Origin of the sequence: Aeromonas sp. R1-2, from assembly GCF_040908505.1 — a bacterium.
GTDB lineage: Bacteria > Pseudomonadota > Gammaproteobacteria > Enterobacterales > Aeromonadaceae > Aeromonas > Aeromonas veronii.
In genome coordinates this window covers 88,841-103,235 of the sequence record NZ_JBFODU010000012.1, presented here as the reverse complement: position 1 = coordinate 103,235, position 14,395 = coordinate 88,841, and the positions used below count along the sequence as shown (strand labels likewise).

The 14,395-nt window shown below is 56.0% G+C and carries 14 protein-coding genes and 2 tRNA genes; 2 read left to right on the top strand and 14 right to left on the bottom strand.

From position 1 onward, the window contains the following. Nucleotides 1–83: 83 nt before the first annotated feature. The 13 genes from truB to rlmE form a co-directional block, all read right to left on the bottom strand. A complete protein-coding gene (gene truB / locus AB5Y76_RS03925; protein ID WP_005338798.1) occupies nucleotides 84–1,034 on the bottom strand; it encodes a tRNA pseudouridine(55) synthase TruB in 951 nt (316 codons plus the stop codon). Between the two features lies 1 nt (nucleotide 1,035). Further along, nucleotides 1,036–1,473 (bottom strand): 30S ribosome-binding factor RbfA, encoded by a 438-nt coding sequence (gene rbfA, locus AB5Y76_RS03920; protein ID WP_005338799.1) that lies wholly within the window; start codon nucleotides 1,471–1,473, stop codon nucleotides 1,036–1,038. Nucleotides 1,474–1,528: 55 nt separating this feature from the next. Next, nucleotides 1,529–4,222, bottom strand: coding sequence for a translation initiation factor IF-2 (infB, locus tag AB5Y76_RS03915; protein ID WP_005338806.1), 2,694 nt, complete (start codon nucleotides 4,220–4,222; stop codon nucleotides 1,529–1,531). Nucleotides 4,223–4,242: 20 nt separating this feature from the next. Further along, nucleotides 4,243–5,745 carry a transcription termination factor NusA gene (gene nusA, locus AB5Y76_RS03910; protein ID WP_005338808.1) on the bottom strand — a complete coding sequence of 501 codons (1,503 nt, stop codon included), beginning with the start codon at nucleotides 5,743–5,745 and terminating at the stop codon, nucleotides 4,243–4,245. Nucleotides 5,746–5,759: 14 nt separating this feature from the next. Beyond that, nucleotides 5,760–6,218 carry a ribosome maturation factor RimP gene (rimP, locus tag AB5Y76_RS03905; RefSeq protein WP_005338809.1) on the bottom strand — a complete coding sequence of 153 codons (459 nt, stop codon included), beginning with the start codon at nucleotides 6,216–6,218 and terminating at the stop codon, nucleotides 5,760–5,762. A gap of 166 nt (nucleotides 6,219–6,384) precedes the next feature. Continuing rightward, nucleotides 6,385–6,461, bottom strand: a tRNA-Met gene (locus tag AB5Y76_RS03900). 92 nt (nucleotides 6,462–6,553) lie between these two features. Continuing rightward, nucleotides 6,554–6,638: transfer RNA gene (locus AB5Y76_RS03895), tRNA-Leu, on the bottom strand. A 7-nt stretch (nucleotides 6,639–6,645) separates the two neighbouring features. After that, a complete protein-coding gene (secG, locus tag AB5Y76_RS03890) occupies nucleotides 6,646–6,972 on the bottom strand; it encodes a preprotein translocase subunit SecG (RefSeq protein WP_005338811.1) in 327 nt (108 codons plus the stop codon). Beyond that, nucleotides 6,973–7,737, bottom strand: coding sequence for a triose-phosphate isomerase (gene tpiA / locus AB5Y76_RS03885; RefSeq protein ID WP_263716990.1), 765 nt, complete (start codon nucleotides 7,735–7,737; stop codon nucleotides 6,973–6,975). A gap of 131 nt (nucleotides 7,738–7,868) precedes the next feature. After that, nucleotides 7,869–9,203: a phosphoglucosamine mutase gene (gene glmM, locus AB5Y76_RS03880; RefSeq protein WP_005338823.1), complete on the bottom strand. Its 1,335-nt coding sequence runs from the start codon at nucleotides 9,201–9,203 to the stop codon at nucleotides 7,869–7,871. 15 nt (nucleotides 9,204–9,218) lie between these two features. Next, on the bottom strand, nucleotides 9,219–10,064 hold the full coding sequence (folP, locus tag AB5Y76_RS03875) for a dihydropteroate synthase (RefSeq protein ID WP_263716991.1): 846 nt from the start codon (nucleotides 10,062–10,064) through the stop codon (nucleotides 9,219–9,221). Between the two features lie 59 nt (nucleotides 10,065–10,123). Then, nucleotides 10,124–12,070, bottom strand: a complete 1,947-nt coding sequence (gene ftsH, locus AB5Y76_RS03870; RefSeq protein WP_005343537.1) for an ATP-dependent zinc metalloprotease FtsH — start codon at nucleotides 12,068–12,070, stop codon at nucleotides 10,124–10,126. Between the two features lie 45 nt (nucleotides 12,071–12,115). Then, nucleotides 12,116–12,745, bottom strand: coding sequence for a 23S rRNA (uridine(2552)-2'-O)-methyltransferase RlmE (rlmE, locus tag AB5Y76_RS03865; RefSeq protein WP_263716992.1), 630 nt, complete (start codon nucleotides 12,743–12,745; stop codon nucleotides 12,116–12,118). Nucleotides 12,746–12,842: 97 nt separating this feature from the next. On the opposite strand from rlmE, the gene yhbY reads away from it, so the two are divergent. Next, a complete protein-coding gene (yhbY, locus tag AB5Y76_RS03860) occupies nucleotides 12,843–13,139 on the top strand; it encodes a ribosome assembly RNA-binding protein YhbY (RefSeq protein WP_005338829.1) in 297 nt (98 codons plus the stop codon). Between the two features lie 103 nt (nucleotides 13,140–13,242). Further along, a complete protein-coding gene (locus AB5Y76_RS03855) occupies nucleotides 13,243–13,824 on the top strand; it encodes a hypothetical protein (RefSeq protein ID WP_043822834.1) in 582 nt (193 codons plus the stop codon). Between the two features lie 76 nt (nucleotides 13,825–13,900). Here AB5Y76_RS03855 and greA read toward each other — a convergent pair whose 3' ends face one another. Next, nucleotides 13,901–14,377: a transcription elongation factor GreA gene (greA, locus tag AB5Y76_RS03850; RefSeq protein WP_005338833.1), complete on the bottom strand. Its 477-nt coding sequence runs from the start codon at nucleotides 14,375–14,377 to the stop codon at nucleotides 13,901–13,903. Between the last annotated feature and the right edge of the window lie 18 nt (nucleotides 14,378–14,395).

The following is a 14,395-nucleotide window of genomic DNA, read 5'->3' as shown; positions in this document are numbered from 1 at the left end:
AGGGCGGTATCATAATCGCCCCCGCCCCTTTTCGCAACGATAAAGAGGCGAAACGGGAAAGACGCGCTGATACCGCCTGAGGATCACTCCTCGTCGTGATAACGCACCAGTCGCTTGGGAGCGACGCGGCCATCGTCATCAATCTCGCCAACCCCGATGAACTCGCGCTCCGGGCCGACCGTCATGCGAACCTGACCGCTTTGCGGCGCACCCGCCACCTGCACGGCCTGGCCCTGATTCACATAGGCAGCCACAACCGCCAGCATGTTCACCTCGGGCAAGCTTGCTACGGCGGTATCCATCGGCAACAACAGAGGATCCAGCTGCTCGCGCGGCGGGATGCTCTCGGCCTTGGCCTGCTCGAAGATGCACTCGAGTTGCTCCAGAGTCAGCATCCGCTCATACGGATAGCTGGCCACCTGGGTACGGCGCAACTGAGTCACGTGGGCGCCACAACCCAGTACTTCACCCAGATCATCCACCAGAGAGCGGATGTAGGTGCCTTTGCTGCAGTGCACTTCAAGGCGCACTTCATCACCTTCAAAGCTCAGCAGTTTGAGCTCGAATACGGTGATGGGACGGGCTTCTCGCTCGATCTCGATGCCTTCGCGGGCATATTCGTAGAGCGGACGGCCGTTGTGCTTGAGCGCAGAGTACATGGAGGGCACCTGCATGATGGGGCCGCGGAACTGGTCCAGCGCCTCAATCAGGGTACCGACAGCCACGTTCACCGGACGGGTGGAGACCACCTCACCATCAGAGTCGCTGGTGTTGGTGCGTTCGCCCAGTTTGGCGGTCACCTCATAGCGTTTGTCCGCTTCCAGCAAATACTGGGAGAACTTGGTGGCCTCGCCGAGGCAGATCGGCAGCATGCCGGTCGCCAGCGGATCCAGTGCGCCGGTGTGACCGGCCTTGGCGGCATTGTAGATGCGCTTGACCTTCTGCAACACATCGTTGGAGGTCAGGCCGGTCGGCTTGTCCAGCAGCAGAATGCCGTGCACATCACGGCCCTTGAAACGACGTCTTCGGGTCATCTCAGGCTTTATCCTCAGTCGTGTCATCCGGTGCGGATTCAGCTTCTTCGTCACGGCCGGATTCGGCCATGCGACGCTTGTCTTCACGCACAGTGTTGGTCACCAGGTTGGAGAGACGCATCCCCTCGACCAGGGTCTGGTCGTAGTAGAAACGCAGCTCGGGCACCACGCGCAGACGCATGGCACTGCCCAGCAGACTACGGATATATCCGGCTGCTTCGGTCAGACCCTGCAAGCCTTCCTTGATGCGCTCGGCATCATTTTCCAGCTGCAAGAAGGTGACGTAAATCTTGGCATAGTTGAGGTCACGGGACACTTCCACATCGGAAACGGTCACCATGCCGATGCGCGGGTCTTTCACCTCGCGCTGCAGGATCAGCGCGATTTCACGCTGGATCTGCTGTCCGACCCGACGGGTCCGGCTGAATTCTCTGGCCATATTCTATCCTGCGATAAAAGGGGGCCGCGGCCCCCTATTTTGTCTAACTCTCGGCTTACAGAGTCCGTTGGATTTCAACAGTCTCGTAAACTTCGATCTGGTCGCCTTCACGCACGTCGTTGTAGTTCTTGACCGCGATACCACACTCGTAGCCGTTGCGAACTTCGTTGACGTCATCCTTGAAGCGGCGCAGGGATTCCAGCTCGCCTTCATAGATAACCACGTTGTCACGCAGAACGCGGATACGGTTGGAACGCTTGACCACACCTTCGGTAACCATACAGCCGGCAACGGCGCCGAACTTCGGAGACTTGAAGACGCTACGCACTTCAGCCAGACCGATGATTTCCTGACGATACTCAGGGGCCAGCTTGCCGCTCATGGCCTGCTTCACTTCGTCGATCAGGTCATAGATGACGGAGTAGTAACGCAGATCCAGGCTCTCGGATTCGATGACCTTGCGCGCAGATGCGTCGGCACGGACGTTGAAACCAACCAGGATGGCGCTGGAAGCAGCAGCCAGGGTCGCGTCGGTTTCGGTGATACCACCTACGCCGGAACCCACGATCTTCACCTTCACTTCGTCGGTGGAGAGTTTGACCAGCGCATCGCAGATCGCTTCCACAGAACCTTGTACGTCGGCCTTGATCACCACGTTCACTTCGGACACTTCGCCCTCGGTCATGTTGGCGAACATGTTTTCCAGCTTGGCCTTCTGCTGGCGAGCCAGCTTGACTTCGCGGAACTTGCCCTGACGATAGAGAGCCACTTCACGGGCTTTCTTCTCGTCACGGACAACGGTGGCTTCGTCACCGGCAGAGGGAACGCCGGACAGACCCAGGATTTCCACCGGCAGGGACGGACCCGCTTCCTTGATCTCGCGACCCAGTTCGTCACGCATGGCGCGAACACGGCCGTATTCGAGACCACACAGAACGATGTCGCCCTGACGCAGAGTACCTTCTTGTACCAATACGGTAGCAACCGGACCACGACCTTTATCCAGGAAGGATTCGATCACGACGCCGTTGGCCATGCCATCAACCACCGCTTTCAGCTCCAGTACTTCAGCCTGGATCAGGATGGCTTCCAGCAGGTCGTCGATGCCTTCGCCAGACTTGGCGGATACGTGCACGAACTGGCAGTCTCCACCCCAATCTTCGGACATGACGTTGTAACGGGCCAGTTCGGTCTTGACGCGATCCGGATCCGCTTCCGGCTTGTCGATCTTGTTGACCGCAACAACCAGCGGTACACCGGCAGCCTTGGCGTGCTGGATAGCTTCGATGGTTTGCGGCATCACGCCGTCGTCAGCTGCAACAACCAGAACAACGATATCGGTCGCCTTGGCACCACGAGCACGCATGGAGGTAAACGCCGCGTGACCTGGGGTATCCAGGAAGGTGATCATGCCACTGTCGGTCTGGACGTGGTAAGCACCGATATGCTGGGTAATACCACCGGCTTCGCCAGCAGCAACCTTGGCTTTACGAATGTAGTCGAGCAGCGAGGTCTTACCATGGTCAACGTGACCCATGATGGTCACGACCGGTGCGCGCGGCTTGGCTTCGGAGGTCTCGTCACGATCGGACAGTACCGCCTCTTCCAGCTCGTTCTCACGACGCAGCACAACCTTGTGACCCATCTCCTCGGCGACCAGCTGAGCGGTCTCCTGGTCGATCACCTGGTTGATGGTGGCCATGGCACCCATCTTCATCATCACCTTGATGACTTCAACGCCCTTGACAGCCATCTTGTTGGCCAGCTCGGCCACAGTGATGGTCTCGCCGATGACGACATCTCGGTTCACCACGGCAGCCGGCTTGTTGAAACCGTGCTTCATGGCGTTCGGCATGGCAACCTTGCCGCGCTTGCCTTTGCGGGCACGCGGGTTGCGAGAGTCGCGATCATCTTCACGACGACCGGCTTTCTTCGGTGCCTTGGCAGCTGCGGCAGTGCGGCGGCTGGTCTCTTCTTTCCGATCCAACTCGTCTTCTGCGGCTTGCGCATGCTTGTTGGTGGTCAGATGGTAGTCGCTGCTCTCTTTGGCGCGAGCGGCCTCTTCTTCAGCCCAGCGGGCTGCGTTCTGTTCCGCCATGAGACGAGCCTCTTCGGCTTTCTTCGCGGCGAGTTCTTCAGCTTTTTTCAAAGCTGTTTGTTCCTGTTGGCGCTTCAGTTCTTCTGCTTCGCGCTTGGCCATCTTTTCTGCCTCTTGCTGAGCTGTGCTACTGGCTGCTTTGGCGGGCTGTGAAGCCTGTCGAGCCTTTGATTGTGCCTCGATCCGCGCCTTTTCCTCAGCTTCACGACGAGCTTGCTCAGCCTCACGGCGAGCCTTCTCTTCAGCTTCGAGGCGAGCCTTCTCTTCGGCCTCGCGACGAGCTTTTTCTTCTGCTTCCAAACGCGCTGTTTCCTCGGCTTCCGCCTGACGCTGTTCATCTTCCAGCGCCGAGCGTCTTACATAGGTGCGAGACTTGCGCACTTCTACCTGCACTTCCTTGTTCTTGCCGCCAGTCCCCTGAACACTGATGGTGCTCTTGGTCTTGCGCTGCAAGGTCATGCGGGCAGGAGCGGCGACCTCGTCACCTCCATGCTGTTTCTTCAGGTGTGCCAGCAGAGCCTGTTTCTCAGACTCGCTGACCATGTCGTCGGCCTTGCTCTTGCTGATACCGGCATCGACAAACTGCTGGAGAAGACGATCAACCGGTGTGTCGATGTCAGTGGCAAGTTGTTTGACTGATACTTCTGCCATTCATTTTCCTCCGTTTGATCTTACTCGGACTGCTCTTCTCCGAACCAACAGATATTGCGAGCAGCCATAATGAGCTCACCTGCCTTCTCGGCAGTCAGCCCTTCAATATCAGCAAGGTCATCGATACCTTGCTCAGCCAAATCTTCCAGGGTGCCCACGCCACGGCCCGCCAGAGCGTAAGCCAGTTCGCGGCTCAGACCGTTCAGATTGAGCAGCTCTTCGGACGGCTCAACGCCATCGAAAGACTCTTCTTTGGCCAGTGCCTTGGTAGTCAGGGCATCTTTCGCGCGCTTGCGCAGCTCTTCGACCATGTCTTCATCCAGACCGTCGATAGCCAGCAGCTCGTTGACCGGTACAAAGGCGATCTCTTCCAGGGTAGAGAAGCCCTCTTCCATCAGCAGACCGGCGAAATCGTCGTCGATGTCCAGGGTGCTGGTGAACAGGTTCATGATGCGGTCGTTTTCGGCCTGGTGCTTGGCACGCATGTCCTCAACGGTCATCACGTTCAGCTCCCAACCGGTCAGCTGGGAGGCCAGACGCACGTTCTGACCATTGCGACCGATGGCTTGAGCCAGGTTGGCAGCTTCCACGGCGATATCCATGGTGTGGTTGTCTTCATCAACGATGATGGAGGCCACATCGGCAGGTGCCATGGCATTGATCACGTACTGGGCCGGGTTGTCATCGTACAGCACGATGTCGGCACGCTCACCGCTCAGCTCGGCGGAGACTGCTTGCACACGGGCACCACGCATACCGATACAGGCACCGATCGGGTCGATACGACGATCGTTGGTCTTCACCGCGATCTTGGCGCGGGAACCCGGATCACGGGCAGCGCCCATGATTTCGATCATCTCTTCACCGATCTCCGGTACTTCGATACGGAACAGCTCTTTCAGGAAGTCCGGGCTAGAACGGCTGACAAACAGCTGGGAACCACGGGCTTCCGGACGCACTGCATACAGCAGACCACGGACACGATCGCCCGGGCGGAAGGTTTCACGCGGCAGCATGTCATCACGGAAGATCACGGCTTCAGCATTGCTGCCCAGATCCAGGATGACGTTGTCGCGGTTACTCTTCTTGACCACACCACTGATGATGGTGCCTTCTTTATCTTTAAACTGATCAACTACTTGTGAACGCTCGGCTTCGCGCACTTTCTGCACGATAACCTGCTTGGCGGTCTGGGTAGTGATACGGTCGAAGGTCACAGAGTCGATCTGGTCTTCAACATACTCACCGATCTGGATTTCCGGCTGATCAATTTGTGCCGCTTCCAGGGTGATTTCAGCATAGGGGTTCTCCATCGCGGCTTGATCCGCAATGACTACCCAGCGGCGATAAGTGTCGTAGTCACCGGTCTTGCGATCGATTTCGACCCGAACTTCAATCTCGCCTTCATATTTCTTCTTGGTCGCAGTCGCCAGCGCGGTTTCCAGAGCTTGGAAGATCTTCTCGCGGGGTACCGCTTTCTCGTTGGATACTGCGTCAACGACCAGCAAAATCTCTTTATTCATATCCGATAGCCTCGTTAACCAAAGTTCGGCACTATGTTCGCTTTTTGGATATTGGTGAAAGCCAACACGTCGTCCTTACCATCTACTGTCAGGGTGATCATGTCGCCTTGCACAGCTTTGATTACGCCTTTGAACTTGCGGCGGTTGTTTGTTGCCATCCGAAGCGTTACCGCCGCCTCTTGGCCAACGTATTTTTCGAAATGGGCAACCTTGAACAGGGGACGATCCAGGCCGGGGGAGGATACCTCGAGGTAATACTCCTCGGTGATGGGATCTTCGACGTCCATGATGGCGCCAACCTGATGGCTGACCTCAGCACAGTTCTCGACAGTCACACCCTGCTCGCCGTCGATATAGACACGCAAGGTGGAGTGTTTACCCGCGCGGATAAACTCAATACCCCAAAGTTCAAAACCCAAGGCAACGACCGGAGCCTCGAGCAGATCGGTCAAACGTTGTTCCAACGTAGCCAAAGTCACCCTCCGAAAAACAAAAAAAGGGCATAAAGCCCAGATAGATATCGATTCAGAGTAAATTGCACATAACAAAAAGCCCCGATGTCAAATCGGGGCTTGGCGCTTTACCCTGATTGTCGCCTCGCAGCGACCGCCTTCCTGAGCGTAGGAAATGCGTGAAATTTGGTTGCGGGGGCCGGATTTGAACCGACGACCTTCGGGTTATGAGCCCGACGAGCTACCATGCTGCTCCACCCCGCGTCCGAAATCGTGCGAGATTATAGCCACTTCACTCTCTCGATACAAGACTGACTGGCTATAATACACTCGGTGTCCCGAGCTCACTGCTTAATTGGTGCCGTGGGCGGGACTCGAACCCGCACACCCTAGAGCACTACCCCCTCAAGATAGCGTGTCTACCAATTCCACCACCACGGCAAAACTCTTACTCGGGAACGTCAGTATCTTTCTTCACTGGCGCTTTGGTCTGCTCAACCTGTTGGGTTTGTTGCAGATTCTCCCATTCACTACCCTGCTTTACCTTGTTGCTGGACATAGATCCGAGCACCAGGCTGATAACGAAAAACAGAGTAGCCAAAATTGCTGTTGTTCGGGTCAGGAAACTGCCTGAGCCACCGGAGCCGAATACTGTGTTCGATGCCCCTGCGCCGAAGGAGGCGCCCATATCAGCCCCTTTACCTTGCTGAATCATCACCAGACCAATCAGAGCCAGTGAAACCAGCAGATAAACGACTAAAAGAATCTCGTACATTTAACTTGCACCCTTTGCCGCTTCAACAATTCCTAAAAACGCATCGCTATCGAGGCTTGCTCCGCCAATCAGTCCGCCATCAATGTCGGGCTGTGCAAACAAATCTCTCGCGTTGCTCGGCGTTACGCTCCCACCATAGATGATTCTAACTTTCTCACCTATTACCGGAGTATCCTCCGCCAAGCGACCACGTATAAAGGAATGAACCTCTTGTGCCTGCTCGGGTGTGGCGCATTTACCTGTACCTACAGCCCAAATCGGCTCGTAGGCGATGATAGCATTATCGAAAGCCATCGCGCCATTTTTCTCTATTACGATATCCAGCTCTTCAGCGATCACTTCGAAGGCTCTTCTCGCCTGCCTAGCCGCACCTGATTCACCTAAACAGAGGATGGGAATCAAGCCTGCCGCTCTGGCTGCCGCAAACTTCTCTGCGACGATAAAACTGGTCTCACCAAAGAGACGCCTACGCTCGGAGTGCCCTACCAATACGTAACGACACCCTGCCTCTACCAGCATCCGACACGAGATTTCTCCAGTGTAAGCGCCAGTCTTGTGCTGACTCACATTCTGAGCCCCCAACTTTATTACCTTCTGCTCATTGAGCAGTGAAACGCTAAAGTCGAGATGCACATGGGAAGGACAGAGAACCACATCTACTTTTCCGTCAACGCCGTTTAGGCACTGACTCGTAAACTGCTCTAACTGCGACCTACTACCGTGCAACTTCCAGTTGGCTGCTACAAACGGCTTGCGATGTCCCATCGGCAACTCCCTTGCGAAAGCGGGGCTGATAATATCCAGAGGATGCTCAGCTGACAAGTGCTATTTTTAAATTTTTGAATCGTTTGAACAAGATACAACCAGAGCGGCTAAAAAGCCGCCCTGGTTGTTCATTAAAACGCCGATTCAACCTGCTTGGCGATGCGCTGAGCCATGTCACGCACCTGCTGTTCATGCTCCCCTTCGACCATGACCCGGATCAGCGGCTCGGTACCTGATTTGCGCAACAGTACGCGACCACGACCAGCCAGCTCCTGTTCCACCTTGGCAACCTCAGCCATGACAGCATCAGCGGCCAGCGGATCCTTGCCTTCGGCAAAGCGAACATTCACCAGCACCTGCGGGAACTTGCTCATGCCGGAGCGCAGCTTGGCCAGCGGCATCTCGGCACTGCGCATGGCGGTAAGCACCTGCAAGGCGGCTACGATGCCATCACCCGTAGTTGTCTGATCCAGACAGATAATGTGGCCGGAGTTCTCGCCACCGATGCGCCAGCCCTTCTCTTCCATCATCTCCAGCACATAGCGGTCACCCACCTTGGCACGGGCAAACGGGATGCCCAGGGTTTGCAGCGCCAGCTCCAGACCCATGTTGGCCATCAGGGTGCCGACTACGCCCCCCTTGAGGCGACCATTGCGCAGGGCATCGCGCGCGATGATATAGAGCACTTCATCACCGTCGATGAGATAGCCGGTATGGTCGACCATGATCAGACGGTCACCATCACCATCAAAGGCAACCCCCAGATCGGCCTTGCACTCCAGTACCTTGGCAACCAGTGCGTCAGGCGCAGTCGAACCGACACCATCGTTGATGTTGAGACCATCCGGGGCACAGCCCATGGTGATCACTTCAGCACCCAGCTCGCGGAAAACCGAAGGCGCAATGTGATAAGTCGCCCCGTGGCCACAGTCGACCACCATTTTCACCCCATCCAGATTCATGTGGGAGGGGAAGGTGCTCTTGCAGAATTCGATATAGCGACCGGCGGCATCATCAATGCGCACCGCTTTGCCAAGTTCGGCAGACTCGACACACTTGAGCTCGTGATCCAGCTCGGCTTCGATAGCCAGCTCGACATCATCAGGCAGTTTGGTGCCATCGGCGGAGAAGAACTTGATGCCGTTATCATAGAAGGGGTTGTGGGAAGCGCTGATGACGATGCCAGCTTCGGCACGGAAAGTGCGAGTCAGGTAGGCAACCGCCGGCGTGGGCATGGGTCCCATCAGAATGGCCTTGAGGCCTGCCGCAGAGAGCCCCGCTTCCAGCGCGGATTCCAGCATGTAACCGGATATGCGGGTATCTTTGCCAATCAGCACCTTTTTGGTGCCCTTCTTGGAGAGCACTTTGCCGGCAGCCCAACCCAATTTCATTACAAAATCAGGGGTAATCGGGTATTCGCCAACCTTGCCGCGCACACCATCGGTACCGAAATACTTTCTTGCCATTGTCTGTTCTCTTTATTATCTGGAAATAAAATCTTGTCCCATCATTGCCAGCCAACCGACGCGCAATGCGTCCATGGTCTCCCGTACATCGTGTACCCTGATGATGCGGGCCCCATGCTGCATACCGATAAGGGCGCATGCCAGACTGCCCGCCAGACGCTCATCCACCGGACGGCCCAGCAGGTTGCCTATCATAGACTTTCGCGACATCCCCACCAATAGCGGCAAGCCATAATCAAGCAGTTCCTTTTGAGCCGCCAACAGCTGATAGTTGTGTGCAAGGGTTTTGCCAAAACCATATCCCGGATCCAGCAACAGCTCTTCACGACGGATCCCGACCGCCAGACAAGCCGCAATACGCTCATCAAAGAAGGCGCGAACCTCCCCGATCAGGTCCTCATAGTGCGGCTCGACCTGCATGGTTCTCGGCTGCCCCTGCATATGCATCAGACAGACCGGAACCCGCGCTTCGGCCGCGGCTTGCAGTGCTCCAGGTTCTTGCAGTGCCCGCACATCGTTAATCAGATGGGCTCCCGCCTTGCAACCCTCCCGCATCACCGCCGCTTTGGAGGTATCGAGGGAGATCATCACATCCAGCTCACGGACCATCTGTTCCACGACAGGAATGACCCTGTCCAGCTCCTCCTGCTCGCTCACATCAGGCGCGCCAGGGCGGGTTGACTCGCCACCGATGTCGATGAGGGTGGCACCGTCAGAGACCATCTGGCGCGCATGGGCCATTGCCCGTTCAAACTGGTTGAAATGGCCGCCATCGGAGAAGGAGTCGGGCGTCACATTGAGGATCCCCATCACATGGGGACGATCGAGGGAGAGGCTGAGCCCCTTGCTGGTTAACTGCATTTTCATGTCCATCTGATAAAGAAAAACCCCGGGCAAGCCCGGGGTTTGGAGAGTCACGATTATTTGGCCGGCGCGTCGTTGGCTTTGTCGATAGTGACATCCGCCACCGGTGCAGCCTCATCGGCAGGCTTGGCCTCGGCAGCCACGGTGGAACCGCCTTGCGGGGTATCACCGTGCTCGTCATGCCAGTTGCTCGGAGCACGAACCTCGCGACGCGCCATCAGATCATCGATCTGTTTGGCATCGATGGTCTCGTACTTCATCAACGCATCTTTCATGCTGTGCAACACGTCCATATTATCCAGCAGGATCTGCTTGGAACGGGCGTAGTTGCGGTCGATGACCTGCTTGACCTCTGCATCGATAACGCGAGCGGTATCGTCGGACATGTGCTTGGCCTTGGCCATGCTGCGACCGAGGAACACCTCACCATCTTCTTCCGCGTAGAGCATTGGGCCGAGACGCTCGGACATACCCCACTGGGTCACCATCTTGCGGGCGATGTCGGTGGCACGCTCGATATCGTTGGACGCACCGGTCGATACCTTCTCGGCACCATAGATCAGCTCTTCTGCCAGACGACCGCCATACAGGCTGGAAATCATCGACTCCAGATGCTGCTTGGAGTGGCTCCAGCGATCCTGCTCCGGCAGATACATGGTCACACCCAGCGCACGACCGCGCGGAATGATGGAGACCTTGTAAACCGGGTCATGATCCGGCACCAGACGACCAATGATGGCGTGGCCAGCTTCGTGATACGCAGTCATCTCTTTCTCGGACTCTTTCATCACCATGGAGCGGCGTTCCGCACCCATCATGATCTTGTCCTTGGCCTTCTCGAACTCGGCCATGGAGACCACTCGGCGGCTCTCACGGGCAGAGAAGAGGGCAGCTTCGTTGACCAGGTTGGCCAAGTCCGCACCGGAGAAACCGGGGGTACCACGGGCAATCAGCGCCGGATTCACGTCATCCGCCAACGGAACTTTGCGCATGTGCACTTTCAGGATCTGCTCGCGACCACGGACATCCGGCAGACCGACCACAACCTGACGGTCGAAACGGCCCGGACGCAGTAGTGCCGGATCCAGTACGTCAGGACGGTTGGTGGCAGCGATGACGATAATGCCTTCATTGCCTTCAAAACCATCCATCTCGACCAGCATCTGGTTAAGGGTCTGCTCACGTTCATCGTGACCACCACCCAGACCGGCGCCACGCTGACGACCGACCGCATCAATTTCATCGATGAAGATGATGCAGGGGGAAGATTTCTTGGCCTGTTCGAACATGTCACGCACCCGGGAGGCACCGACACCGACGAACATCTCCACGAAATCGGAACCAGAGATGGTGAAGAACGGCACCTTGGCCTCGCCCGCAATGGCCTTGGCCAGCAAAGTCTTACCGGTACCGGGAGGACCAACCAGCAGCACACCGGTCGGGATCTTGCCACCCAGTTTCTGGAATTTGCTCGGATCGCGCAGATAGTCGACCAGCTCCTTCACCTCTTCCTTGGCTTCATCGCAACCTGCAACGTCAGCAAAGGTGGTCTTGATCTGATCTTCGCTCATCAGGCGAGCCTTGCTCTTGCCGAACGACATGGCACCTTTGCCACCGCCGCCCTGCATCTGACGCATGAAGAAGACCCAGACACCGATCAGCAGCAGCATCGGGAACCAGGAGATGAAGATAGAGGTCAACAAAGACGGCTCTTCCGGCTTCTCGCCCATCACTTTGACATTGTGATTGAGCATGTCGTTGAGCAGCTGGGGATCCGGCGCAGGTATGATGGTGGTGAATCGTTCACCAGTACGCTTGACGCCATTAATGACCTTACCGTCCATCCGCACTTCACGGATCTGCTCTTGGGTCACCTCTTTAACGAAGCTGGAATAGTCCAGCTGGCGACTAGTGGTATCGCTGGGGCTGAAGCTATTGAACACCGACATCAAAACGACGGCGATGACCAGCCACAGGATTAAGTTTTTCGCCATGTCACTCAAATCAGTAACCTCGCAGACTGACAGTTAACGATGAAGGTTAGGGTACTACAGTTTAAAACCGGTAGCCACAATGTAGACTTCCCGTGATCTGGCGCGGGATGAGTCTGGTTTACGAATTTTGACAGCGGAGAAAAGTTTACGAATTTCACTGAGATAGGCATCAAAGCCCTCTCCCTGAAACACCTTCACTACGAAACTGCCGTCACTACGCAATACCTGATTGCACATGTCCAGCGCCAGCTCGACCAGATACATGGCGCGAGCCTGATCCACCTGCTGGGTACCGCTCATGTTGGGCGCCATATCAGACATCACGACATCGACCTTGTCGGGACCCACTCGCTCCAGCAAGGCGCCGAGTACAGTTTCCTCCCGAAAGTCCCCTTGCAGGAAATCGACACCGGCAATGGGATCCATCGGCAAAATGTCACATGCGATGACGCGACCCGAATCACCAACCTGTTCAACCGCGAACTGGGACCAACCACCGGGGGCAGCTCCCAAATCCACTACGGTCATGCCATGTTTCAGCAAGCGATCCTTGCCCTGGATCTCGTCAATCTTGAAAACAGCACGAGAACGCAGGCCCATTTTCTGGGCTTTTTTGACGTATTGATCGTCGAAATGTTCTTTTAACCAGCGAGTTGAACTGGGGGAACGTTTTTTCTGGGTCATGATAATCGACTTTAAAAAACCACAAGGGTTATTAGTATTAAGGGCTAAGTGGGGGTAGAATATGCCCCTTTCAACCCTGACTTATGAAGAAATTGCGATGATTCTCAACAATAAACAGAAACAGTACCTCAAGGGCCTTGCCCATAGCCTCAAGCCTGTCGTCCTGCTGGGTCAGCATGGTCTGACCGAAGGTGTACTGGCCGAGATCGATCTGGCACTGAACCATCACGAGCTGATCAAGGTTAAGGTTGCCTCTGAAGATCGCGAAATGAAACAACTGGTTATGGATGCTATCGTCCGTGAAACCGGTTCAATCAAGGTGCAAAGCATGGGTCATGTGCTGACCATTTATCGTCAAGCCAACGAACCCAAAATCCAGCTGCCCCGCAAGTAAAAGGAAAGAGCATCGCTCTTTCCTTATTCCACTTCTTCCCGAGTCGCTTGCCAAAGTAGTCGCAAAGCCCTTAACCTGCGATGAATACTTCCGGACACGCATTATGGCTCACCATCCTATTCTGACTGACGATGAGCTGGCCATGCTGCGGGACTTGGGGAGCAATCAGGACACCCATGTTCTGAGTGGTCACCTCGATGCCCCCATGCTTGGCTTGCTGCAAAAAGCCGAACACCTTGTACTCGAAGCCCGCTTCGCAGGCCATCAGCTGCGTTTTCCCCTGAGCTTTACCCAAGGGGAAGATGGATTCGTCGAGCCCCGCTTATCTGCACCGGTCATCAGGGAGCTGGGGTTTGCGCAACCGCGCGCCTGGCGTCTCACCCAAAAAGCCAAGCTTTGCAGCGAACTGGGCCTGTTTCAGGTACTCAGCCTCTCCCTCAACGGCCTCATCGTGGAAAATTTACCAACCGACATGGTGGCCGATACCCCCATCAACGGCGAGCTCTGCATCGAGCAAGAGGCCCCTCTTCCACTGCAGGGACGACTGGTAAGGCGCATCAAAGCCAATGCCGACCATGCCACCTGGGCGCTGAGCTTTCAAATGAGCGAGAGCAACATCGAACGGCTGCGCCATTGGCTGTTTCAGCGTCATCAGGACGCCTTTACCGAGGCGTATCTGTCCTGATTTTTATCAATAATCATATAGATAAAGACAAACAGGGGAGCGCCAGCCCCCCTGTTTCATCGTCTGTAGCATTCGCTTAGATATAAGCAACTTCCAGTACTTCGTATTCCACATCACCGCCCGGCGTCTTGACGATAGCGACATCGTCCACTTCCTTGCCAATCAGGGCGCGGGCAATGGGGGAGTTGACAGAGATGAGGTTCTGTTTGATATCAGCCTCATCATCACCCACGATGCGGTAAACCACCTCTTCCTCTGTCTCGCTCTTGAGCAGAGTCACAGTCGCGCCAAAAATCACGCGGCCGTTGTTGGTCATCTTGGTGACATCGATCACCTGCGCATTGGAGAGCTTGGCTTCAATCTCCTGAATGCGGCCTTCACAGAACCCCTGCTGCTCGCGAGCGGCATGGTATTCGGCGTTTTCCTTCAGATCGCCGTGCTCACGGGCATCGGCAATCGCTTCGATAATCTGGGGACGAAGCTCGGTCTTGAGATAATCGAGCTCTTCGCGCAGCTTCTCAGCGCCGCGAACAGTCATCGGAGTATGATTCATAGTCGAAACCTGGGTTGC

What these genes read in the sequence shown, in the direction of transcription:
- rlmE (WP_263716992.1), bottom strand. Translation starts at nt 12,745, where the DNA reads ATGACCCAGAAAAAACGTTCCCCCAGTTCAACTCGCTGGTTAAAAGAA.
- folP (WP_263716991.1), bottom strand. Translation starts at nt 10,064, where the DNA reads ATGCAGTTAACCAGCAAGGGGCTCAGCCTCTCCCTCGATCGTCCCCAT.
- secG (WP_005338811.1), bottom strand. Translation starts at nt 6,972, where the DNA reads ATGTACGAGATTCTTTTAGTCGTTTATCTGCTGGTTTCACTGGCTCTG.
- glmM (WP_005338823.1), bottom strand. Translation starts at nt 9,203, where the DNA reads ATGGCAAGAAAGTATTTCGGTACCGATGGTGTGCGCGGCAAGGTTGGC.
- rbfA (WP_005338799.1), bottom strand. Translation starts at nt 1,473, where the DNA reads ATGGCCAGAGAATTCAGCCGGACCCGTCGGGTCGGACAGCAGATCCAG.
- nusA (WP_005338808.1), bottom strand. Translation starts at nt 5,745, where the DNA reads ATGAATAAAGAGATTTTGCTGGTCGTTGACGCAGTATCCAACGAGAAA.
- greA (WP_005338833.1), bottom strand. Translation starts at nt 14,377, where the DNA reads ATGAATCATACTCCGATGACTGTTCGCGGCGCTGAGAAGCTGCGCGAA.
- tpiA (WP_263716990.1), bottom strand. Translation starts at nt 7,737, where the DNA reads ATGGGACATCGCAAGCCGTTTGTAGCAGCCAACTGGAAGTTGCACGGT.
- truB (WP_005338798.1), bottom strand. Translation starts at nt 1,034, where the DNA reads ATGACCCGAAGACGTCGTTTCAAGGGCCGTGATGTGCACGGCATTCTG.
- yhbY (WP_005338829.1), top strand. Translation starts at nt 12,843, where the DNA reads ATGATTCTCAACAATAAACAGAAACAGTACCTCAAGGGCCTTGCCCAT.
- AB5Y76_RS03855 (WP_043822834.1), top strand. Translation starts at nt 13,243, where the DNA reads ATGGCTCACCATCCTATTCTGACTGACGATGAGCTGGCCATGCTGCGG.
- infB (WP_005338806.1), bottom strand. Translation starts at nt 4,222, where the DNA reads ATGGCAGAAGTATCAGTCAAACAACTTGCCACTGACATCGACACACCG.